The organism is Paraburkholderia sp. BR10936 (assembly GCF_040965735.1).
In the GTDB taxonomy this organism is placed as follows: Bacteria; Pseudomonadota; Gammaproteobacteria; order Burkholderiales; family Burkholderiaceae; genus Paraburkholderia; species Paraburkholderia nodosa_A.
Genome location: NZ_JBFRCM010000018.1, coordinates 140,583 through 162,922 on the forward strand (window position 1 = coordinate 140,583; position 22,340 = coordinate 162,922).

The 22,340-nt window shown below is 60.5% G+C and carries 20 protein-coding genes; 11 read left to right on the plus strand and 9 right to left on the minus strand.

Annotated elements, in window-relative coordinates; all coding sequences use genetic code 11:
- Window positions 1–41 precede the first annotated feature (41 nt).
- Window positions 42–1,010, minus strand: a complete 969-nt coding sequence (locus AB4Y36_RS31305; protein ID WP_368685051.1) for an ABC transporter substrate-binding protein — start codon at window positions 1,008–1,010, stop codon at window positions 42–44.
- Between the two features lie 675 nt (window positions 1,011–1,685).
- Between AB4Y36_RS31305 and AB4Y36_RS31310 the strand changes: the two genes are divergently transcribed.
- The 7 genes from AB4Y36_RS31310 to xylB all read left to right on the plus strand — a co-directional run bounded on the left by AB4Y36_RS31310 (window position 1,686) and on the right by xylB (window position 9,405).
- On the plus strand, window positions 1,686–2,957 hold the full coding sequence (locus AB4Y36_RS31310; protein WP_368685052.1) for a sugar ABC transporter substrate-binding protein: 1,272 nt from the start codon (window positions 1,686–1,688) through the stop codon (window positions 2,955–2,957).
- 94 nt (window positions 2,958–3,051) lie between these two features.
- Window positions 3,052–3,930, plus strand: a complete 879-nt coding sequence (locus tag AB4Y36_RS31315) for a carbohydrate ABC transporter permease (RefSeq protein WP_368685053.1) — start codon at window positions 3,052–3,054, stop codon at window positions 3,928–3,930.
- On the plus strand, window positions 3,918–4,730 hold the full coding sequence (locus AB4Y36_RS31320; RefSeq protein ID WP_069267282.1) for a carbohydrate ABC transporter permease: 813 nt from the start codon (window positions 3,918–3,920) through the stop codon (window positions 4,728–4,730). The genes AB4Y36_RS31315 and AB4Y36_RS31320 overlap by 13 nt, the downstream gene beginning before the upstream one ends.
- 10 nt (window positions 4,731–4,740) lie before the next feature.
- Entirely contained in the window at window positions 4,741–5,775 is a 1,035-nt protein-coding gene (locus tag AB4Y36_RS31325) for an NAD(P)-dependent alcohol dehydrogenase (protein WP_342949986.1), read from the plus strand.
- Window positions 5,776–5,778: 3 nt separating this feature from the next.
- Window positions 5,779–6,951 (plus strand): ABC transporter ATP-binding protein, encoded by a 1,173-nt coding sequence (locus tag AB4Y36_RS31330; RefSeq protein ID WP_368685054.1) that lies wholly within the window; start codon window positions 5,779–5,781, stop codon window positions 6,949–6,951.
- A gap of 54 nt (window positions 6,952–7,005) precedes the next feature.
- On the plus strand, window positions 7,006–7,896 hold the full coding sequence (locus tag AB4Y36_RS31335; RefSeq protein ID WP_368685055.1) for an AraC family transcriptional regulator: 891 nt from the start codon (window positions 7,006–7,008) through the stop codon (window positions 7,894–7,896).
- A 48-nt stretch (window positions 7,897–7,944) separates the two neighbouring features.
- Complete coding sequence (xylB, locus tag AB4Y36_RS31340) at window positions 7,945–9,405, plus strand: xylulokinase (RefSeq protein ID WP_368685056.1); 1,461 nt, start codon at window positions 7,945–7,947, stop codon at window positions 9,403–9,405.
- Between the two features lie 110 nt (window positions 9,406–9,515).
- Here xylB and AB4Y36_RS31345 read toward each other — a convergent pair whose 3' ends face one another.
- The 3 genes from AB4Y36_RS31345 to gluP all read right to left on the minus strand — a co-directional run bounded on the left by AB4Y36_RS31345 (window position 9,516) and on the right by gluP (window position 13,006).
- A complete protein-coding gene (locus AB4Y36_RS31345) occupies window positions 9,516–10,658 on the minus strand; it encodes a porin (protein ID WP_368685083.1) in 1,143 nt (380 codons plus the stop codon).
- Between the two features lie 75 nt (window positions 10,659–10,733).
- Window positions 10,734–11,936, minus strand: coding sequence for an ADP-ribosylglycohydrolase family protein (locus AB4Y36_RS31350; protein WP_368685057.1), 1,203 nt, complete (start codon window positions 11,934–11,936; stop codon window positions 10,734–10,736).
- Window positions 11,933–13,006, minus strand: a complete 1,074-nt coding sequence (gluP, locus tag AB4Y36_RS31355) for a glucose/galactose MFS transporter (RefSeq protein WP_368685058.1) — start codon at window positions 13,004–13,006, stop codon at window positions 11,933–11,935. Before gluP ends, AB4Y36_RS31350 begins: the two co-directional genes overlap by 4 nt.
- Between gluP and AB4Y36_RS31360 the strand changes: the two genes are divergently transcribed.
- Entirely contained in the window at window positions 12,972–13,175 is a 204-nt protein-coding gene (locus AB4Y36_RS31360) for a hypothetical protein (protein ID WP_368685085.1), read from the plus strand. The two genes, gluP and AB4Y36_RS31360, sit on opposite strands and share 35 nt — an antisense overlap.
- Window positions 13,176–13,379: 204 nt before the next feature.
- On the opposite strand, the gene AB4Y36_RS31365 is transcribed toward AB4Y36_RS31360, so the two are convergent.
- Both AB4Y36_RS31365 and AB4Y36_RS31370 read right to left on the minus strand, forming a co-directional pair.
- Complete coding sequence (locus tag AB4Y36_RS31365) at window positions 13,380–14,438, minus strand: LacI family DNA-binding transcriptional regulator (RefSeq protein ID WP_368685059.1); 1,059 nt, start codon at window positions 14,436–14,438, stop codon at window positions 13,380–13,382.
- A 133-nt stretch (window positions 14,439–14,571) separates the two neighbouring features.
- On the minus strand, window positions 14,572–15,588 hold the full coding sequence (locus AB4Y36_RS31370; RefSeq protein ID WP_141710806.1) for a LysR family transcriptional regulator: 1,017 nt from the start codon (window positions 15,586–15,588) through the stop codon (window positions 14,572–14,574).
- Window positions 15,589–15,629: 41 nt separating this feature from the next.
- Here AB4Y36_RS31370 and speB point away from each other — a divergent pair, with 41 nt between their 5' ends.
- The 3 genes from speB to AB4Y36_RS31385 all read left to right on the plus strand — a co-directional run bounded on the left by speB (window position 15,630) and on the right by AB4Y36_RS31385 (window position 19,506).
- Window positions 15,630–16,607 carry an agmatinase gene (gene speB, locus AB4Y36_RS31375; RefSeq protein ID WP_368685060.1) on the plus strand — a complete coding sequence of 326 codons (978 nt, stop codon included), beginning with the start codon at window positions 15,630–15,632 and terminating at the stop codon, window positions 16,605–16,607.
- A gap of 45 nt (window positions 16,608–16,652) precedes the next feature.
- Complete coding sequence (locus AB4Y36_RS31380; RefSeq protein ID WP_368685061.1) at window positions 16,653–17,753, plus strand: polyamine ABC transporter substrate-binding protein; 1,101 nt, start codon at window positions 16,653–16,655, stop codon at window positions 17,751–17,753.
- Window positions 17,754–17,958: 205 nt separating this feature from the next.
- Entirely contained in the window at window positions 17,959–19,506 is a 1,548-nt protein-coding gene (locus AB4Y36_RS31385) for a DUF3138 family protein (RefSeq protein ID WP_368685062.1), read from the plus strand.
- Window positions 19,507–19,545: 39 nt separating this feature from the next.
- On the opposite strand, the gene AB4Y36_RS31390 is transcribed toward AB4Y36_RS31385, so the two are convergent.
- From AB4Y36_RS31390 to AB4Y36_RS31400, 3 genes are all read right to left on the minus strand, one after another.
- Entirely contained in the window at window positions 19,546–20,313 is a 768-nt protein-coding gene (locus AB4Y36_RS31390; protein WP_368619758.1) for an MBL fold metallo-hydrolase, read from the minus strand.
- 190 nt (window positions 20,314–20,503) lie between these two features.
- Complete coding sequence (locus tag AB4Y36_RS31395; RefSeq protein ID WP_368685063.1) at window positions 20,504–21,004, minus strand: aromatic-ring-hydroxylating dioxygenase subunit beta; 501 nt, start codon at window positions 21,002–21,004, stop codon at window positions 20,504–20,506.
- Window positions 21,001–22,338 carry an aromatic ring-hydroxylating dioxygenase subunit alpha gene (locus AB4Y36_RS31400; protein WP_368606114.1) on the minus strand — a complete coding sequence of 446 codons (1,338 nt, stop codon included), beginning with the start codon at window positions 22,336–22,338 and terminating at the stop codon, window positions 21,001–21,003. Before AB4Y36_RS31400 ends, AB4Y36_RS31395 begins: the two co-directional genes overlap by 4 nt.
- Window positions 22,339–22,340 lie beyond the last annotated feature (2 nt).

Sequence of the window (22,340 nt, forward strand, 5' to 3'; positions counted from 1 at the left end):
CTCCCGAGCGCGCCCGTCAGCGGCTAGATATGACGTGCAGATCAGTACTTTCGGCTCGGCATGACTTGCGCTGCGACATTCATCGGGAAGATGCCTTCGTCGGTCACGATGCGCCGCGGAATCTGCTTGCCGGCCACGATGTCCTTCACCGCGGCCATCAACTGAGGACCGAGCAACGGGCTGCATTCGACGTCCACGTTGATCTTCCCGTCCACCATGGCCTGGAAGCCACCCTTCGTCGCGTCGAAGGAAACGACCGTGACATCCTTGCCCGGTTTGATGCCTGCTTCTTCCATGGCCTGGATTGCTCCGAGCGCCATATCGTCGTTATGGGCATAGACCACGTTGATCTTTTTGCCGTACGTCTTCGCAAACGCTTCCATCACCTGCTTGCCGCCCGCAAGCGTGAAGTCACCGCTTTGCGACGCGATCACCTTGAACTTCCGATCGCTCTTGATCACTTCCATCAGGCCCGCATGACGATCGTTGGCTGGCGCGGAACCGACCGTCCCTTGCAGTTCTGCGATGTTGATGGGACCTGGCTCGTTCTTGTAACGCTCCTCGAGCCAGTGGCCTGCGCGCCGCCCCTCTTCCATGAAGTCGGAGCCGATCATCGTCACGTACAGCGAGGGATCCTTTACGTCGATCGCGCGATCGGTCAGGACGACCGGAATCTTTGCACGCTTCGCCTCTTCGAGCACCGGCTCCCAGCCGGATTCGACGACAGGCGAAAACGCGATAACGTCGACCTTCTGCGCGATGAACGAGCGGATCGCCCTGATCTGGTTTTCCTGCTTCTGCTGGGCGTCCGAGAACTTCAGGTTGACGCCGGCATCCTTGGCTGCCGCTTTCACCGACACGGTGTTTGCCGTGCGCCATGCACTTTCGGCGCCAACCTGGGAGAACCCAAGCGTAATCGGCTTGCCCTGTGCGAATGCGCTTGTCCCGGCAGCAATCGCGAACGCCGCCCCCACCATCGTACGTAGTGCGATCTTTCTGACCAGCTTCATTATTCTGTCTCCGATGTACGAGTTTCTAATTACTATTTTTCGCCACAGCCTGATGCTGTTCGAATCACCGATCGAATGGATGCTTTAGCCAAAACGCAAGTATTCCGCTCCCCTGTCTCGTTAGATTTGAATTTCCGGGCAAAGCCGGGTAAGGCAAGAACGTCGTCGACTCGGCCCCTTGCCTCGAGACAGCGCTCGATCAACGGGTTCGGCACAGTCTATGGAGAAGCCCGATAACCTTCCAATGAAAAATTCGCCTTCTCCGATACACGTTTTGGCATTGGTGTAAATACCTATCTGTGCCTTCGCGAATTGTCTTGCCAACCTGATCTCCAGCGGATCTTGTCCTCGCGACTATAATAATTACATAGGGATACTTATGATTAGAATCGGAGTGATCTGTCGCGTGACAAAGCGAAAGGCTGTGCGCGCGACGATCCCCGAACCACCCATCGAACCGAAATCGCGCCCTGCCAGAGCGCATAACCACGCTCTCGGTCCGACACAAACTTTTGCGCTGCACACAAAAACTGAGCAAAAAGTACAGAACCGCTGCCCAGTTTTGGCGTGGCTGGCGCGCCAGGCCGGTGCTAACTTACGCTCGCTATCTACCGGCACGCAACCTCCACCGGCCGATAACAAACCACTCGAACTAAAACCTTCCAGGAGACGGCAGTGAAAAGGTTCCACTATTCCGCACTGTGTGCGTTGCTGGGCGCGACCCTGCCTGTCGTGTCGGTCGCGCAGTCGTGCAATGTTCCTGTCATCAAGGTGCTCGCGCAGAAAAGTCTCGGCCTTACCGTGATGGAAAAATCCTTGCCGGACTACGAGAAAAAGACCGGAACGAAGATCGAGATCAGCTATTTTGGAGAGAACGACCGCCGTGCAAAATCGCGGCTCGACGCGTCGACCGGCGCCGGCTCATACCAGGTCTACTACGTGGATGAGGCGAATGTCTCCGAGTTCGCGACGGCGGGCTGGATCGTGCCCCTGCTGAAGTACTACCCCAAGGAAGCCGACTACAACGACTTCCTGCCCGGACGTCGCGCTGTCGCGAGCTATAAGGGCGTCGCGTATTTCGCGCCGCTCATCGGCGGTTCCGACTTCCTGTTTTATCGCCGGGATATTCTCGAAAAAGCGCATATGCCGGTGCCGCGCACGCTCGACGAGCTGGTTGCCGACATCAAGAAACTCAACGCGCCGCCGAACCTGTACGGCTGGGTTGCGCGAGGCCAGCGCGGCTCCGGCATGAACGTCTGGCGCTGGGCGCCGTTCATGCTCGCCGAAGGCGGCACATGGACCGACAAGCAGCAGCAACCCGCATTCAATTCACCCTCTGCCGTCAAGGCCACGCAGCTTTACACGGACCTCTTCAAGTATGCGCCGCCGGGCTCCGCCACCTATGACTGGAGCAACGCACTCGAAGCATTCCGCTCTGGCAAGGTGGCGTTCATGATCGAGTCGACGCCGTTCGCCGACTGGATGGAAGACCCCACCAAGTCGAGTGTCGCCGACAAGGTCGGCTACGCGAGACCGCCCTCACCGCTGCCGTCCGCCGCTTACGGGCATGGTCTGGCCATTTCTGCAGTCGGCGCAAAGGACGAATGCGCCCGCCAGGCAGCCGGCAAGTTCATTGCGTGGGCAACGAGCAAGGAGCAGGAACAGGCGCGCCTGCGCGACAACGTGTTCAGCGACTACAACCGCACGAGCACAGTCGAAAGCGACTATTTCCAGAAGCATGTCAAACCGCAGATTCTCGCCGGGTTGAAGGATACGACGCCGGTGTCGAAGGTTACGTTCTGGCCGAGCCCCCAATGGCCGGATATCGGTGACAACCTTGGCGTGGCGCTCGAGGAAATCTTTACGGGCACCCAAAAGGACATTCAGGGCGCGCTCAACGATTCGACCCAGTACGCGGAAGATGCCATGGAGCATGCGCGCAAGTGAGGGGCACCGCGGGGACGCGCGCGAGGCGCGCGAATCCCTTCTGTGCAACGGAGCGGCGGCATGCGCTCCCGCGTATTCGAAGCTGGAGAGCTGAATGTTCAATCGCGGTAAGACTAGCCTTCCGTTCGTATTTCTGGTGCCGCCTCTCGTTGCGATGGCGGTCCTGGGATTCGTGCCTACCATCGCGGCGATCAACCTCGCGCTCCGCAATCGCGTGTTGCGCTACCCGGACAGCGAGTTCGTCTGGATGCGCAATTTCGTGCGCCTTGCTGCCGATCGGCGCTTCATCAACTCCATCGAGGTCTCGGCCATCTGGGAGGTCGTGACGGTGCTAGGCGCGGTCGCGTTCGGAATCGTCGTTGCCATTTATCTGTTCGAGCATGTGCACGGCCGGTTGCGCAATGCCATCAGTGTGCTGTTGATCATCCCTGTGCTGTTGCCACGTGTTTCTGCGGCGTTTATCTGGAAGTTCATGTACTCGCCGCTCAATGGCATTCTCAGCTGGTTGATCGGCCTCTTTGGCATCACGAACACGGCCTTTCTCTCGGACCCGGCGCTTGCGCTCTATGCGGTCGCGCTGGTCGATATCTGGCAATGGGGACTGTTCTTTTCCGTGGTGGTGCTGAAGCTGCTCGAGACGCTGCCGCCCGAGCCGCTCGAAGCCGCACGGCTCGACTATGCGAGCACATGGCAGGTTTATGCATACATCGCGCTGCCAATGCTGAAGGCGCCGATCATGAGTCTCGTGTTCATCAAGATGGTGGAATCGCTGCGCTCGTTCGACCTGATCTACGTGATGACCAAAGGCGGCCCGGGCGTATCCACCGAAACGCTGGACATGTACGCGTACTCCCAGGGAATCGGCCTCGCAGGAAAGGTGTCATACGCGTCGAGCATGGCGGTCCTGATGATGGTCGCCACGACCTTGATTTTCACGCTTATCTGGAAGCGGGTGAACAAATGGGAAGACTGATCTCCCGCAGTACGATTCTGCTGCTCGGTGTAGCGCTCGCCGTCGCGGCGGTGTTCCCCGTACTCTGGGCAGTGCTCAATTCACTGAAGAACCTGCTCGATATCGTCACACCCACGCCGCGTTTCATCTTCACGCCCACTCTGGACAATTACCGGCAGGTGATTTCGAGCCCGGAGGTGCTGATCGCACTGGAGAACAGTTCGGTCATCGTGGGCACCGCGGTCATCCTGGGCACGGTGCTTGGCGTGCCAGCAGCCTATGTGATCGCGCGTTTTCACGTTCCGGCAAAACGCGACATCCAGTTCTTCCTGCTGTCGCTGCGTTTCCTGCCGCCGGTCGCGGTAGCGATTCCGCTCATCGCGATCTGGGTGGACCTCGGGCTGTATGACACGCGGTTCTCGATGATCGTCACCTATCTGCTAACGACCTTGTCCACCATCACATGGCTGTCGATACCCGTGTTCCAGCGCATGCCGCGCGAGATCGAGGAAGCCGCCACGCTCGACGGTTATGGACCTTACGCCGTGTTCTGGCGCATTGCCTTGCCGACCTGTGGCAACACACTGCTGGGCGGCATCATCTTCAGCTTCGTGCTGGTCTGGAACGAACTGATGATGGGACTTGCGCTGACGTCCTCGCGCAGCGCCACCCTGCCGGTCGTCGCATCCGCGTTTACGTCGCTCGGTCAGGAGGTGCCGTGGGGCGTGATCAACGCGTCGACAGTTCTACTCGCACTGCCGCCAATCATCTTCGTGGGCGTGCTGATTCGCCTCCTGAACTCAATGGTCAAAGGAAAATAAGGAGAATGTTGTGAAGGCACTTGTACTGGAAGAAGCTAGACGCCTGAGCCTGCGGGACATCGATTTGCCGCTTGCGATCGGGCCACGCGATGTCAAGGTTCGCATTCATACCGTTGGCGTGTGCGGAAGTGACGTGCACTACTTCACGCACGGCCGCATTGGGCCGTTCAAGGTCGAACAGCCGATGGTGCTCGGTCATGAGGCGTCGGGCACGATCGTCGAGGTGGGGGCCGAAGTCGGTCACCTGAAAGTTGGCGACCGCGTTTGCATGGAACCCGGCGTGCCGCAGTTCGATTCACGTGCCACCATGCGCGGACTGTACAACCTCGACCCCGCCGTGAGGTTCTGGGCCACTCCCCCGGTGCATGGCTGCCTGACTCCCTACGTGGTGCACCCAGCCGCGTTCACTTTCCGGCTTCCGGACAACGTCTCGTTCGCGCAAGGCGCCATTGTCGAGCCCTTGTCGATCGGCCTGCAAGCAGCCACGAAGGCCGCGATGAAGCCCGGCGACGTGGCCGTCGTAATTGGTGCAGGCACCATCGGCGCGATGACGGCGCTCGCGGCGCTCGCGGGCGGCGCGTCGCGCGTGATCCTCGCCGACGTCGTGAAAGAGAAATTGCGCCATTTCGCGGGCAATCCGGCGGTGACTACTGTGAATGCCGCAGTGGAATCGCTCCAGGACGTGGTGCGCCGGGTGACCGAAGACTGGGGCGCCGATGTCGTGTTCGAAGCCTCGGGCAATGCGAACGTCTTCGAGACGCTGCTGGACCTCGTGTGTCCGGGCGGCTGCGCGGTGCTGGTTGGCATGCCGCCAGGCCCGGTCGCGCTCGACGTGGTAGCGATGCAGGCAAAGGAGATCCGGCTCGAATCCGTGTTCCGCTACGCGAACATTTTTCCGCGGGCGCTGGCCCTCATCAGTTCGGGAATGATCGACGTGAACCCGTTCATCACCCGCAAATTCGCATTTTCAGACGGCATCAAGGCGTTCGAGGAAGCCGCTGCTGGCCGGCCCGAGGACGTGAAGATCCAGATCGAGATGGATTGAATCATGGCGACTATCGTCTGCGAAGGGCTCATGAAGCAGTACGACGCCGGGCAACCGGTACTGCATCCACTCGACCTGCATATCGACGAAGGCGAGTTCGTCGTTCTGCTGGGGCCGTCGGGATGCGGCAAGTCGACGATGCTGCGCATGATCGCCGGGCTGGAGGAGATATCGGGAGGCAATCTCTCGATCGGCGGCACTGTCGTGAACGACGTACCCGCACGCGAGCGCAATGTCGCGATGGTCTTTCAGAACTACGCGCTCTATCCGCACATGAGCGTGTACGAGAACATCGCATTTGGCCTGCGGCGCCTCAAAACGCCCAAGGCCGAGATCGACCGCCGCGTGCGCGAGGTGGCCGCCATGCTCAATCTCGATGCGCTGCTAGAGCGCAAGCCGCGCGCCATGTCGGGCGGCCAGCAGCAGCGCGCCGCCATCGCCCGGGCGATGATCAAGACGCCCGCGGTCTTCCTGTTCGACGAGCCTTTGTCGAACCTCGACGCCAGGTTGCGCGCCCAGTTGCGCACCGACATCAAACGCTTGCATCAGCGCCTGAAAACGACCACGGTCTACGTGACGCACGACCAGCTCGAGGCGATGACGCTAGCCGACCGCGTCATTCTGATGCGCGGCGGACGCATCGAGCAGGAAGGCACGCCGACCGAGCTTTACCGCTATCCGCGCACGATTTTTGGTGCGGGCTTTATCGGCACGCCTGCGATGAATTTTCTCGATGCCTCGGTGCAACGCACTGGCGAAAGAGTCATCGCGTCGTCTGCCGTCGGTCACTGGGAACTACGCGCAAACCGCTTTCAGCGCTTGCAGGACGGACAGGCGATCAAGCTGGCGGTTCGCCCAAATTTCGTATGGATTCCCGATGATGTGAGAGCGGATGATGCACTCATGCCCAGCGGTGCGGTGGAGCTGGTTGAAGTGTTGGGCGCAGAAGCGCTCATTACCGTTGACTGCTCAGGCGAGCGTATCACCGCGCTTGTACCGGCGAATGCCGTGCCTCACACCGGGGATCACGTCAGACTCGCGTTGCGCGAACACGATCTGCATGTTTTCGACGTCGCGACGGGGGCTAACGTGTCGCTTGGGCTGGCAGAAGAGGCAGCTGCGGCGCCCCTACCCGACCCGCGCCTGCACGCGGCGCCCGGCGTGGGAGTACATTAGCGTGCGAGCGCGCGTGTTGGCCGCGAAGCCAGGTTTCCCGTGGAGACGAGAGCAATGAATCCGGATCTCGAATTGGTCCATACCCGTCAGGACGAGTCCTTTCGGGCCTGGGTGCACGACTATCCGCATATGGTTGCGAAATGGCACTTCCACCCGGAGTACGAAGTGCATGTCATTCGTGCTTCATCGGGCAAGTTCTTCGTGGGCGACCACATCGGGGACTTCCATCCTGGCAACATCGTGCTGACGGGCCCGAATCTGCCTCATAACTGGGTGACAGACAGCGGCGGCGCGAGCGTGCCCTCCCGCGACCTCGTGCTGCAGTTCTCGCGCGATGCAGTCGAAAAGATGGTCGCGGCATTCGCTGAACTCAGCCCCGCGATCGCGCTAATCGATCAGGCGTCGCGAGGTATCCAGTTTCCGGACGCACTCGGCCTCGCGATTGCCCCTGTGATGCAGGAGGTTTCAGGTGCGCACGGTGCGCGCCGCGTGATGCTGCTGATGTCGATCCTCGACCAGTTGATCGCCTGCACCAGCAGGAAACTGCTCGCCGGTCCGGCATACAACGTCAGTGCGCAGCGCTATATGTCGTCGACCATCAACCAGGTGCTGTCCTACATCCAGCAGAATCTCGCCGGCAATCTGCGTGAAGTCGACGTTGCGGAAATGTCGAGCATGAGCGTCAGCACCTTTACGCGCTTCTTCAAGCGGCATACGGGCTGCACGTTTGTGCAGTATCAGAACCGGCTGCGCCTCAACGAAGCCTGCGAACTGCTCATGTGCTCGGATCTCGGCGTGACCGATATCTGTTACCGCGTCGGATTCAATAACGTATCGAACTTCAACCGGCAGTTTCTCGCGCAAAAAGGGATTCCGCCGTCGAAATTTCGCGCGTTGCACCGGCTCAACGACGCCCCTTCACACGCTCACAAGGCAGCGGCCTGAGACCACGCCAAGGCGGCGCAGCCGCCCGCTCACCGTCGGGAATACACTTTGAGTTATCTGGGAATCGACCTCGGCACGTCCGAGGTAAAGGTTGTGCTCACCGATGCCGAATCGAACGTCATCGCCAGCAGCCGGGCCCGACTGCGCGTCGATAACCCTCACCCCCTGTGGTCGGAGCAAAGCCCCCAGGACTGGTGGAACGCTACGCTCGACGCCGTCGCGGCGCTACGCAGTGAGCAGCCTCGCGCGTTCAGGGCGCTGCGTGGGATCGGCCTTTCCGGCCAGATGCACGGCGCGACGCTACTCGATCGCAGTGGCAACGTCCTGCGTCCGGCGATTCTGTGGAATGACACGCGCGCCTACGCGGAGTGCGTCGAACTCGAGGCGCTCGTGCCCGACTCGCGCAATATCACCGGGAATCAGGCCATGCCGGGCTTCACGGCGCCCAAGCTGCTCTGGCTTTCGAAGTACGAGCCAGCCGTTTTTCGTGCAGTGCAGAAAGTACTGCTTCCGAAAGATTACATTGCGTGGCGTCTGACCGGTGAGCTTACATCCGACATGTCCGACGCCTCGGGGACGCTATGGCTCGACGTTGCAAAACGTGACTGGTCCGACCGCATGCTCAACGCGACCGGGTTGTCGAGGGAGCACATGCCCCGGCTGGTTGAGGGCAGCGAGCCTGCGGCCCAGTTACGGGGAGACCTTCGGCGCGAGTGGGGCCTCGATGGCAGCGTGACGGTTTGTGGCGGCGCCGGTGACAACGCCGCGAGCGCAGTTGGCATCGGCGTTGCCCGGCCGGGCGATGCGTTTCTGTCTCTGGGGACGTCGGGCGTGCTCTTCGCCGCGACCGCGAGCTATGCACCGAACCCGGCGCAGGCAGTCCATGCTTTCTGCCATTGCGTGCCGCGGCATTGGCATCAGATGAGTGTCATCCTCAGCGCAGCGGCAAGCCTGCACTGGCTGTCCGGCTTGCTCAAGAGCAGCGTTGCCGAGCTGATCGAAATCGCCCCCTCGGGACAAAGCGCCATCGCGCCGATTTTCCTTCCCTATTTGAACGGGGAGCGGACGCCGCACAACGATGCCGCAGCAAAGGGTGTCTTCTACGGGATGACTTCGGCGCATGGCCCCCAGCATCTCGCATACAGCGTGATGGAAGGCGTCGCGTTCGCGATGGCGGATGGATATGCGGCGCTGCGGGAAGCGGGAACGACGCTCACCGCGGCCGCATTGATCGGCGGCGGTTCTCGCAGCGCATACTGGGGAAAACTCTGTGCTTCCGCGCTCGGCTTCGAACTCAATCGAAACGAAGGGGGCGAACTCGGAGCGGCACTTGGAGCGAGTCGCCTCGCTCGTCTCGCGTGCACACGGGAAGAACTCGCGGCAGTGGTCAAAGCGCCCGCTGTCCTTGAACGATACGAGCCTGAGACAGCACTTCGGAGCGTGCTGAGAGACCGGTTCGAACGGTATAGGCGGCTCTATCAGGCGTTGAAATCCGAGTTTCGTACCTGAACGGCTCTGGACCGAAGGGCGTTGCAGCAGGAGCCCGAATCGGTCTGGGCGCACGGCATCGCCCCACGCCCACACCCAACTGATCTACGGCAAACCACCGGCTAGCGCACTCAGAACTTGTGCCGCAGTCCCACGTGCACGAGCATCTGGCTAGCCGTACTCGACTGCCCCGCACTGCCGAGTATCAACGCCCCGCCCATTCCGCCCATGTCATCAGCCACGCCGCTCACGTGCTGCCACACGCCCTGGACATACACGTCGGTGCGCTTTGATAGCAGGTAGTCGCCCATCACCCCAATCTCGTTCCAGTTCGGGCGGACGGTTCCGTTGCTCGCGGCGTAGTCGCCATGTGTAAAGGTGTACATCGCCATCACGGAAAACTGCGGAGTCACCTGGTATGACCCGTTGATTTCGTAGTTGCTGAATCTCAAGCGCGTGCCGTTCAGTGTCGCGCGAACGAGGTTGTTCCTTACGGGCTGGCCGATGTCCGTATAGGTATAAACGAAGGCGACTGCCGCAGGTCCGAAAGCGTACTTGATTCCCGCGCCAGCTATCTTCTGGGAATCTGCGACGAACGGCGCGGTGTCGGGCGTGACGGCACCGTTCGTGCTGGTGCCGAGGCCGTTGACGTTCGAGTACGCGCCGGCGATTACCAGAGGACCGTGCGTGTACTGAACCCCCACGCTGTATTCACGGTCTTGCGCGAAACCCGTTGTGTTGCTGAACGCGTATGTCGCCCCGACACTTAGGCCCAGATAGTTCGCGCTGGTGTACTTGATCGCGTTGTTGATGCGAAACGAGCCGTCCGTATTGTCGTTATCGAACGGGTGCGAGAAGGCATAACCTCCCCACGACGAGTTTGCCGTCATTGGCGCCACATAATCATTGATCATGTCGAGTTGGCGACCCAGCGTCAGCGTCCCGAGCGTGCTCGAAGCCAATCCGAAATACGCTTGACGTCCGAACTCCCGTCCGCCCTGCGATAGCGTGCCGTTATTGATGTTGAAGCCGTTTTCGAGCCTGAATATCGTCGTGAGGCCACCTCCCAGGTCTTCAATTCCCTTTAGCCCCCAACGACTTCCCTGCGCGCTTCCGCTGACCATTTGCCAGCCAGCGTGGCCACCCGCATTGCTCGTGTAACTGGGGCCATCGTCGACGATCCCGTAGAGCGTAACGCTTGACTGTGCGTGCGCGATGCCAGTCAATGCAAACATTGCGATTGCAATCGCAGAAAATGGGATAGTGTCTCTCATTAAATCACTCGTTGTACTAATCAATTTGAAAACGGAGGTCGATACGAATACCGACCACCCGGGCATAAGTTCTGACTATTCCGTGCCGAACGCTTCAGGACTCCCTGTCCTCCGTGCGAGGTCCGCGCGCACCTTGAACTTCTTCTCGGCGAACGCACGGTCCGCCTCGTGAACAGCCTTCACCGTTTGACCGAAGCAATCGGCCGCGAACAGCAGATCCAGCCGGTTCACCTCGTCAAGTTGCCGGCAAATGCGCTCCTCGATCACGGTGTTGCCATGCATTGCCCCGAGCACCGCTCCGATCATCACGCCAATCGAATCGGTGTCGCGTCCCGAATTGATGCCGTCCTCGATCGCCTGATGGAAGTCGCCGTAGTTCGTCATGATGAAGCCGAGCGCCAGCGGCAATTCTTCGATCGAAAGACGCCGCGAGGGCCGATAGGCGTCGGACGCAATACCGGCTTTTCTCGCGGTATGCTCGACATCGTCACCAATCGGCGAGAAGCGTCCGATGATCCGGTGAAATTCCGTGACCACCGTCTCGTAGTCTTTGCCGCGCAGTCGCACTGCGGCATCGGCGATCGCGTCAATCGCTGCACGCGTGCCGTCCTTTGCGACGCCGAGCGCTGCCTCGACAACCGCTTCGATCGCGACGCCAGGCACGAACGCCGCGGCTACCGCACTGGCGAGCACACCGGCTGCTTCGAGCCCATAGCTCTCCTGATGCCCGCTGGCAAATGCGATCGCTTCGTCATAGGCGCCCTTGGGATCGCCGGCGTTGATCGCGCCGATCGGCGCGATGTACATGGCCGCACCGCAGTTGACCATGTTCCCGATTCCTCCTTGACGCGGATCGCAGGAAGCAAGCTGATGCCGCAAATAGATCCATTTCTCCGGATAAAACAATCGCTCGATCAGCACCGTCTCGCGCTGCAGTTCGGGTATCCATCGCGGAACCCAGGCGATCTGGCGCACCATTGCATCGGCCATATCCCACGCGTCGAGGTGCCGACCGACCTCGTTGTACACACTCATCAGCGATAGCACCATGAAGGTGTCGTCGGTGACAATGCCGCCTCCACGTATGCGTCCCTTACGGCCGGCTTCGTCATCTTTCGCGCGGTGCCATTCGGTATTGATCGAAGTGACTCGCCCGAAGCGCTCACGGATTTGCGACGCCGAAAGCTTCTCGACCGTGGCGCCGAGCGCGTCGCCGTACGCGATCCCGTACAGAAGTCCACGGATACGGTCCTGCAGTGACTGGTGGGCAATGCTCATACGTTTTCCTTGTCCTTGTTTTCGCCGCTGCCGTGTCGGGTCCGTTGCGTTTGGGACCTCGTTACGCTCGATTCCCGCCTGCCCACCATATGGCCATGGAAGCCGTAGTACATGATGTACAGATAGCACGACACGGTTAGCACCATGTACACAAACTGAAAGTCATACACTCGCTTCAGGTGTGCAAAGAGTTGAGGCATCACGGCTCCCCCCACAATTCCCATAATCAGCAATGCCGATCCGGTTTCGGTAAACCGGCCCAGTCCTTTGATCGCGAGCGGAAAAATCGCCGGCCACATCATCGCGTGCGCAAAGCCCAGTGCAGCGATGAACGCAATCGACGTATAGCCGCCAGAGAGATATGCGCAAACGCTGAGCAGCACGCCAATGAGTGCGGAGACGACCAGATAGCGCTGCTGCGAGATAAAGCGCGGCACGAGAACGAGCCCGACCAGGTAGCCAACGAGCATCGCGGACATCGTGTAAGAGGTGAAGTGTTTGGTTGCGTCGAGCGGCAGATTCAGGCTTTGCCCGTATAGGCCGATGGCGTCACCGGCCAGCACTTCAGCGCCTATGTACGTGAAGATGCAAAGCACTCCAAACCAAAGATGAGGAAATGAAAAGATGCTGCGCGCGGAATGACTACTGCGCTCAGCGACATTGACTTCCGATGGCTTGATGTCGGGGAGAGACGAAAATGCGATGAAAACGGCGAGCGCCGCGAGAATGGCCGCGAGCGTGAGATACGGTCCGTGCAGTCTGGCGGCAAATGCGTTGAGCAGAGCGTCGGCATGTGCTGCTGTCGGCGCCGCTTTGACCCGGCTGACGAATTCGCCCACGCTACCCATAACCAATGCGCCGAATACGTAGGGGGCAAGGATACCCGCGGTCTTGTTGCAGATTCCCATGGTAGCCACACGCCGCGCCGCGCTGTCGATCGGCCCCAGAATGCTGACGTACGGGTTGTAGGCAGTCTGCATCAAGGACAGGCCGGTTCCGATCACCAAAAGGCTTGCAAGTACGCCGGGGGTAGCTGTGCGCACCAACGAACCAGCTGAAGGACAGCGCACCGATCGACATGACGCCCAGGCCCGCCGCCATCCCTCTTTTCATCCCGATTCGCTTCAGCGCAGCGGCATACGGCAATGCGAACAGGAAGTATGGAACATAGAAGACGACGGTAATCAGGAGCGCCTGAACGTCATCAAGCCTGAAGGCCAATTTGACGAAGACGGTTAACGGCCCGTTTAGCCAACTGAAGGCCCCGGTCACGAAGTACAGCATGCCGATGGTCAGCATCGGCCGGAGATATGTTCTGCCGGGCGGTTGGACGATTGGTTGAACGGTCAACATGGTTCCTGTCTCCTCCAATAAGTTTTGGCTTTGTCATGAATATGGGAACGTTCCCATTCTGCAGAAAAAATATATCGATGTCGTCGCGACTCAGCGCCTCTCCCCTGATGCCACGGAGTCGCGCATCGATTTGCGACGCAGATCGGCGATCGATCCACGTTCAGTTAACGTGCATGGCAGATAAATCCGCGAGCCTTGGGCTGCCTCGACATCGCGTTTGAGGAGTTGCGCGACGGCCTCGGCGCCGATCTGACGAGCGGGCTTTTCTATCGTTGTGAGTCCTGGCCACGCGAATGCGCCCGCTTGAATGCCGTCGAAGCCAAGAATCGACACATCTTGTGGACAATGCAAACCCGTCTCTCGAACGGCGCCCATCGCTCCGAGCGCCATGAGGTCGTTCGCGGCGAACACACATAGATGTCCGCCCTCATGCCGCTCCAGCAAACGTCGCATAGCGAGTGCGCCGCCTTCCGTCGTGTAGTCGGCGTCTTCCACGGGCAGGGTGACGGGATCGATGTCATGCTTGATGCAATGTTCGTGTACCGCGCGCAAAAACCGCGCACGGGCAAGGCGGGTGCGCTGTCCGACGATGAGGGCGGGCCGAAGATGGCCTTGGGAGCGCAGGTAATCCATGCCCAGAGCCACGCCTTGTGCAATGTCCGAGCCAATCGAAGCACTGTCGGGAAATCGCTCCGCGCTCGATCCAATCATGATGCAAGGCAATCCAAAGCGCTCGAGATCGCCGAGTTGGTCGGCGACCGGATTAATGATCGCGCCATCGACACGCGCCTGCATCATGGTGCTCAAATGCATCCTTTCCTTTTCCGCGCTCCAGTTGGACGAAAAAATCAGGATGGAAACCCCTGCATCCGCGGCCCGATCCTGTGCACCGCGCGCAACCTCGCCCCAAAACGGATTCGCGATGTCCGGCAAGACAAGCCCCAGCATGCCGCTGCGGCCCGAACGCATGCTGACCGCCAGTTCATTACGTGTGTAGCCCAGCGCTTTCGCAGCCAGCAGCACCTGCTCTCTCGCCGAATCGGAAATGTTAGGCGCGTCCGACAGCACCCGTGCCGCAGTACTTTTGGAGACCCCTGCACGCTTCGCTACGTCGATGACGGTCGGCCTGCGTCCGTTGAGGGACTCCATGGCTGGTCTCCTGTTCGCTTATCGATTTTGATTTGGGAACGATACCACAGATTTTCCGATGGTCAAGATGAACGCGGAAAACGTGCATCGATCTGTTGATCTCGCGCGCCGCGGTGCTTGATGTGTTGTGAAATCACTGCATCGGCGTGGACGCATCATCGACGCAGGCACCGCATGCCGATGCAATCCATCGGAAGGCGGGCTCGACCGCCGTCGAGCGCGCGGGCAGCTTCGATTTCATGAGCCACAGAGGCGGCATTGCAACCCCTGGCACCTGTGGCAGTCGGCATACGCGCTGTTGCGCCAGCGCTTCGCTCGCGAACAGCTGCGAGACCATGGCAATGCCGGCCTCCCGCTGCGCAGCCGCCACGAGCAAATGCGGATCGGCACTCGTCATGACGCGCCGGGTTTGCAGACCGCTGCGCCGCAGTTCGGGCAACCAGGGTGCCCATTCCTGTGATTGTTCGTGCACGAGCAGCGGTGCACGCGCCAGCACCTCGGGAAACGGCGCGTGATACAGCCGGCTCGCAGTCTCGGGTCCGCAGATCGCCACTTTTTCTTGCTCCATCAGCAGCAGGCATTCGACATCCGGCGACTTGATCGGCTTGGCCGATATCACGAGATCGATGTCGACGCGGTCGATCTCGGTGACCTCCATATCGGTCACCAGCCAGATCTCGACGTTCGGCATCGCGGCCGTCAGTTCGTCCATGCGCGGAATCAGCCAGCCCGAGGCAAATTCCGGCGGGCAATAGAGCAGCACCGAATCGGGGTTGCCATACGGCTCGATCCTCTCGCGGCCGTCGCTCAGCAGCGCGAGCGCGCCGGCCACTGTCTGCGCAAACAGCTTGCCGGCCGCGGTCAACACGACGCCCCGGCCCACACGCAAAAAGAGAGATTGCCCGGTCCATTCCTCGAGTTGGAGGATCTGATGGCTAATCGCGGACTGGGTCAGCGACAGCTCCTGAGCCGCACGTGTGAACGAGCCCAGTCGGGCCGCCGAATCGAAGGCCAGCAATGCCTGGAGAGGTGGAAGTCTTCGCATCGAGGTATGAACGAAATCGATCGTTCCAGAAAAATCCTTCGCTTTTATATCAATTGTGTCCGGCGAATCATAGCGTTTATGGAATTCCGTCTGAAAAGACGACAAGTCATATGAATCGATTTACTGGCACCTTACATACCGAGATCATGACCTCCGCCTTGCAAAAAGACCCATTCGCCACCGACTCCGCGCAAGCAACCAATCGTTCCCCGCAGCAGCAAGACCCCGCTTCGCCGACCTACGCCGGACCGCTGTCATTCTTGCGTCGCCCCTATAGCCGTGATCTCACCGGCGTCGACGTTGCCATTTCCGGTGTGCCGCTCGACCTTGCAACCACCTACCGCCCCGGCGCGCGCCTCGGCCCCGCTGCCGTGCGTGCGGCCTCGGTACAACTGGCGGAGTTGGGCATTTATCCATGGGGCCTTGCGCCGCTCGACGCACTGAACGTGATCGACTATGGCGACTGCTGGTTCGATGCGCATCGGCCGTGGACGATCCGCGATGCCATTGCGGCCCACGCCCGCACTATCCTCGCCTCAGGGGCCAAGATGCTGACGCTGGGCGGCGACCACTACATCACATACCCTCTGTTGATCGCACACGTCGAACGTTTCGGCCGCCCCCTCGGGCTGATTCATTTCGACGCGCATTGCGATACATGGCCCGACGAGCACGCGGATTCGCTCAATCACGGCACGATGTTCTACAAGGCGATCCGCGAAGGCCTGATCGATCCGGCTCGGTCGGTTCAGGTCGGCATCCGGACCTGGAACAGCGACTTCATGGGTGTACGCGTACTCGATGCCCCCTGGGTGCATCGTCACGGCACAGCAGCTGTGGTCGACCGGATTTTCGAGGTGGTAGGCGATGCCCCCGTGTATCTGACCTTCGATATCGACTGTCTCGATCCTGCCTTCGCCCCGGGCACCGGCACGCCCGTCGCGGGCGGACTCTCCTCGGCGCAGGCACTGGAGATCGTGCGCGAGCTGGACGGGATTCAGCTTGTCGGCGCCGACGTCGTGGAAGTGGCGCCGTCCTACGATCAGAGCGATGTCACCGCGCTCGCGGCCGCGCATCTCGCGGCCGACATTCTGTTCCTCATGCGCAAGCAACCCCACCCCTGAACGCGCCAACTCACTATAACGACCATAGACCCTATCGGAGACATCATGCCAGCACCGAATTTACGGATAGCGCTCGCCTTGCTCACCTGTTGTGCATTCGCGACGACAGCGCTCGCAGACGAGAACACACTCAACGTCTATAACTGGGACGATTTTATCGCTAAGGATACCGTACCAAACTTCGAGAAGGAGACAGGCATCCACGTCCGCTACGACGTGTTCGATAGCGACGATACGTTGCAGGCGAAGCTGCTTACCGGTTCGTCTGGCTATGACATCGTCGTGCCTTCGTCGAGCTACCTCGGCGCGCAAGCGGCCGCGGGGATCTACCTGAAGCTGGACAAGTCCAGGCTGCCGAACCTTGCCAACCTGGATCCGCAACTGTTGAAGCTGACCGACGCGGCCGACCCGGGTCATCAATACGGCGTGCCCTGGGCATGGGGCACGACCGGTCTCGCGTACAACGTCAGCCAGGCGCGCAAGGCACTCGGGCCCTCCGTCGCGCTCGACAACTGGGACGTCCTGTTCAAGCCGGAATACCTGAGCAAGTTGAAGAGCTGCGGCGTCTCGCTGCTCGACTCGCCGACCGACATGTTTTCCATCGCCCTGCACTATCTCGGCAAGGATCCGAACAGTCACAATCCGGCTGATTATCAGGCCGCCTATGAATTGCTGAAGAGCATTCGCCCTTATGTGACGCAATTCGCCCTTTATTCATGGATCAATGACCTCGCCGGCGGGGACATCTGCTTCGGGGTGAGTTGGTCGGGCGACGTCAAGATGGCTGCGAGCCGCGTGCGCGAGGCACACAAAGATATCGTGCTGGCGTACGTCATACCGAAGAGCGGTGCACCGGTCTCGTTCCAGATGATGGCGATCCCGAAGGACGCGCCTCATCCGGAAGCGGCGCTCAAGTGGATCAACTACATCGAGCGGCCTGAAGTTCACGCAGCGATAACCAATACGATTTACTACCCCAACGCCGACAGCGCCGCTTCGAAGTTCGTCAAACCCGAGCTGCTCGACGACCCGATGGTTTATCCAAAGCCCGAGGTCCTTGCAACGCTGTTCATGCAACAGCCGCTGCCCGCGGCAATCAAGCGTCTGGAAACGCGTCTTTGGTCGCAACTGAAGGACGGCCGCTAAGGTCGCGCCTGTCACACGGCGGCGGCACGCCGCCATAACAGCACTTCAGCCCCCCGACGACACCGTCGCGAACTGACTGATGGCTTGCCGCTTCGCCGGCAAGCCTTGGCGGGCGGCTGCACCACTTCCCCCGACGCCAACCGATTTGGGCCCGGATAGGGACTCGCTTTGCCCTTTAAAAGGCCACACAGTAAGGAGACTTTCCATGCGATGGAAACTGATCTGCCTGTTCGTGAGCGGCACCGTCCCGTGTCTCGCGACAGCCGATCCGATCTCCGCGCGGATCGAAGGACTGCAGCAAGAACTCAAGGCGCTGCAGAAGGAAGTGGAGTCGCTGAAGGCCGAACTCGCCGCAAAACCGCCCGCTGCAAACGCGCCACAAATCGTCGATGCGTCGGTATCCGGCTACGGAAACGCGCCTGCAAGGCTGACCAACGACGACGTCGCCGACATGAAGCAGCAGCTCGCGAGCCAGCAGCTGAAAGTCGACTCGCTCTCCGATGCCGCCACCTCGGGACCGCTCGCCGGACTTTCGGTGACCGGATATATCGATCCCGCGTACGTCTATAACCGGGCCGCCAGGACCTCGTCGTTTCTCTTCGCGAATCACGAGTCATCCTATACGTACTTCAACGGCACGATCGGCGACGTCTACCTCAACATCAAGAAGACGTTCGGTGTCGGCCCCATGGCGCCATCGGCCGAATTCTCGCTGATGCCCAATCGGGGCAATGGCATTTCGCTGCTGGCAAACGAGCATGGCAACATTGGCAACAACATTCTCAACACGGCATTCGTCACCGTGCCGTTGTCGGGCACGACGACCTTCCTTGCCGGACTGATGAGCGCGTTCGGCGGATATGAATATCAGCTGTCCACGCAAACGCTGACTCTGACCCATAACCTGCTCTATGACTTCTCGGACCCGGCCGCCTACGTCGGCGTCGGCCTCAATTACACGCCCCAAGCCAGTAACTGGTCCTGGAAGTTCATGCTCGGCAATGAACAGGCCCGGACCTACGGCGCCGTCACGCAGACAGGACAGAATGCGCTTGGCGACCCTGTCACGACAAGCAACCGCGTGCCGAGCTTCGCCGCGCGAGCGGACTATACGTGGTCCACGGCGCTCGACACCGGTGGCTCGTTCACCATCGGGCGGCAGACGTTGCCGAGCGCCCACGATCCGGTGACGGGCCGCACCGTTTATGGAGCGGGCGGCCAGGCATCGAGTTCGGGCGGATACTTCATATTCGGCGAGCTCGACGCCACTTACACGCTTGCCGATGCGCAGTTCAATGCCGAGGCCGACTATGGCACGCAGCAACGCGCCGCGTTCAATGGCGGCAATGCACAGTGGTATGGCTTGTCATTGCTGGCACACCGCAAGTTCTCGATGCCGGTCGTTGGCCGCATGGGCGCCACCGCGCGCTACGACTTCCTCGTCAATAGCCAGAACGGTGGTGGGGGTGGGGGCATATTCCTGAACGGCAACGGCATGGACCCTTACAACGGCTTTGGCATTGGCGCGGACTGCCTGGCAAACTCGAAGGCAAACGGCGGCCTCGGATTCGAATGCAAGGGGGCGGTTCGTCAGGACGTTGCGCTGAATCTGCTCTTCTATCCGACGCAGCAGATTACGGTGAAGGTCGAGTATCGGCACGATTGGGCAAACAACCGGGTCTTCCTCCGCAATGATGGATCGTATGCCAAGGCGAATGACTTGTTCGCCATGCAGTTCATTTACGCCTTCTGAGCGGCATCGAAGCGAGCGCCGGCATGCGGCGCCCCCCGCTCACGCACCGATGCGCTTGAGATACGTACCAACGAGTTCGAGGAGCCGCTCCCTGCTGAAGCTCGCGTCATGGCCGCCGTGGACGACCTTGACTGGCAAACGCGCGAGACGCTGCATGGTCTTCACGTAATCCGGCACCGACGAGTGATGAAGGTCGTCGATCAACGGGCCATCATAGATCGCATCCCCCGAAAATAGCGTTTGTGTACGCGCTTCCCAAAGGCCGATGCTGCCCGGTGAATGCCCCGGCAGATGCAGCACCTCGAAATGCCGGTCGCCGGTATCGATGATGTCGCCGTCGACGAGTTCGCGTGTCACATGAGCTGGCTTGATGTGCCAGCTCGCGAGCTCATATCCCGCGTGCGGCAACGCATCCACCACGGAGCCCTCGTAAGGGAAATCGGCAAATGCACTCTTGAAGTACTCGGGATTGAAGCGGTCGTCCGCGAGCGTATATGACCATTGCGGATTACGCAGCCCCGGCGCCTCGAGCCGATGGACCATGCATTCGTCGAACTCATGAAGATTGCCCACGTGATCGAGATGCGCGTGCGTCGCGATCGCTGCCGTGCGTTTGCCAAACAGGTGCTTGCCGGCCTCCTTGAGGCTCGAAAAGCCCATTCCAGAATCGATAATCAGATCGCGATCACGGCCACGCACGTACCAGATGTTGCACCGGAACAAGGGAATCACATGTGGCTCCCAGAACAGATAGACGTCGTCGTCTAACTGCTTGCACTCGAACCATTTGGCAGCGATTTTTAGCATCACGGTCGATCGAAATTAATCTGGATTACATAATTCTTGCACGAGGCAACGGGTGACACAATATCGATTCCGCCATGATTTAACTGGCTGAAGAAGGAATACGTATCGTATTTGAACTAACCGACTCTTGCGCTTACCGCGACAGAAGCAGACTGGGTATTCAGCGGCGCGCCGCGCGCCGCCGGTAGCTCTACATAAAAAGCTGGACCGAGGGCAATGCGGCGTCGCAGTTCAGCAGGTTGACCCGTTTCTGCCGCACCTTCAGCATGCCGTCGCGCAGCACAAGGGTGTGCTCGGCCGTACAGGCATAGACCTGCTGTTCCTCGCCCCGCGTCTCCACGTAGATGTAGCGGGTGCGCGTGAGGTACGTACCGCTCTCGTGGTCCTGCGCCAACACTTCCGGACACTGCAGCACGTGCAGGCAACGGCTTTCCGGCTGCAGGGAGAAAGCACGCGGGCTGCGCATGCGCTCGATGCGCAGTTGAAGCAGCAGGCGGTCTTCGTACATCAGCGACGCGTGGTTAATGCCATCCGGCTGGCCCGGCACGAGCGGAATCCAGTAGCGGCCGTCGTCCGCGAAGAGCGCGAGCCAATCGTCGAGGCGTTTGTCGTCGATCAGCCGTGCTTCTTCATAGACGAAGGCGATCAGGTCATCCCGCGCGGGCAGCGTCGTGAGTTGGGGCTGGCTCATTTTGTTTTATCTCCTGACTGGATTTCCGGTGACATGTATCGGGCCCATGCGCGGAACTGATTGCGCATGGAGATTTCGCTCGTGCCGTTGGCGGTGGTGTCCTCCTGCCCGACTTCGGAGGCATCGAAGTTGCGGTGCAGGCTCACCCACTCATTGCCGCCTGCACGCAACCCTTCCTGCATCGCGCGGTAGGCGTGCAGGTCGTCGTGGCCGACTACGGACATCGGCGAGTTGATCAGTCGCGTGTACATCAGCGTACGGCGCAACAGGTCCTCCGGCGCACCCTTGGGGCGGAAAGTCCACGATTCCACGATCGTCTTGCCGGGCGCCACCGGCCGCACTACGCGGATCGCCTGAATGGCGCCCTTGATTGTCAGGCTCGGATAGAAGACGGTGTTGTGCCGCACCGTTGCGAGGATCTCCGCGGCACGTGTCACACCATAGACCTCGGCCATGCGCTCCTCGTATTCGGGCATGCGGACATAATTGGCATGCAATGACACCGTGCCGACTCCCGTGTAACTGTGCCCGTTGGCGAACACCCTCACGCCCATCTCGTCGGAGAACGCATAGCCCGATGTGAAGGGCACCAGCTGTTCGATCGCCATCGGCAGGGGCTCGTCTTGCGGCTTGCCGGCCCACAGCTGTCTTGCCGTGCCCGCAGACGACTCGTGCGCCACCATGGGGTGCATGGTGTCGTTCAGGTTCTCGATGAACATCTTCCAGTTGCAGTCGTGGGTGTAGCGCAGTACGCCCCCCGCGACTTCAAGCTCGCCCTCCGGCGCGCGATCGGCCATGTTGTCGATGGACGTCAGCGCCTCGCCAAAGTACGCGTGGAACGCCGGACCGTCGTCAGCCAGGCGGGCAAACACAAAACCGCGATAGCTCGCCACGTGCCGCAACGCCCCCATGCCCTGGCTCGCGGGGCAGGCATCCAGGCTGGTGCCCTCGTAGCCTTGCCGCAGCGGTATCGACAGCAGCGCGCCATCCGTCTTGTACGTCCACGCGTGATACGGGCAACGGAAGAAGCGACCGACATTCCCGCTGGCCTGCGAAACCAGCCGGGCGCCCTTGTGTGCGCACCGGTTGCGCAGGACTTTCACCGTGCCATCGGGCTGCCGCACCATGATGACGGGCTGCCCCGCGATGTCCGCCGTGATGAAGTCGCCGGCTTGCGGCACCTGGCTGTCGTGACCGACGTACACCCACGCCCGTGACCAGAGCCGCTCCATTTCCAGCGCGAAGACCTCCTCATCGAGATAGACGTCCCGATGGACCTGCTCGTCCTGCACCAGCCGGCGCAGGGCTTCCGGATTGTCCCGGTATTGACCCATGA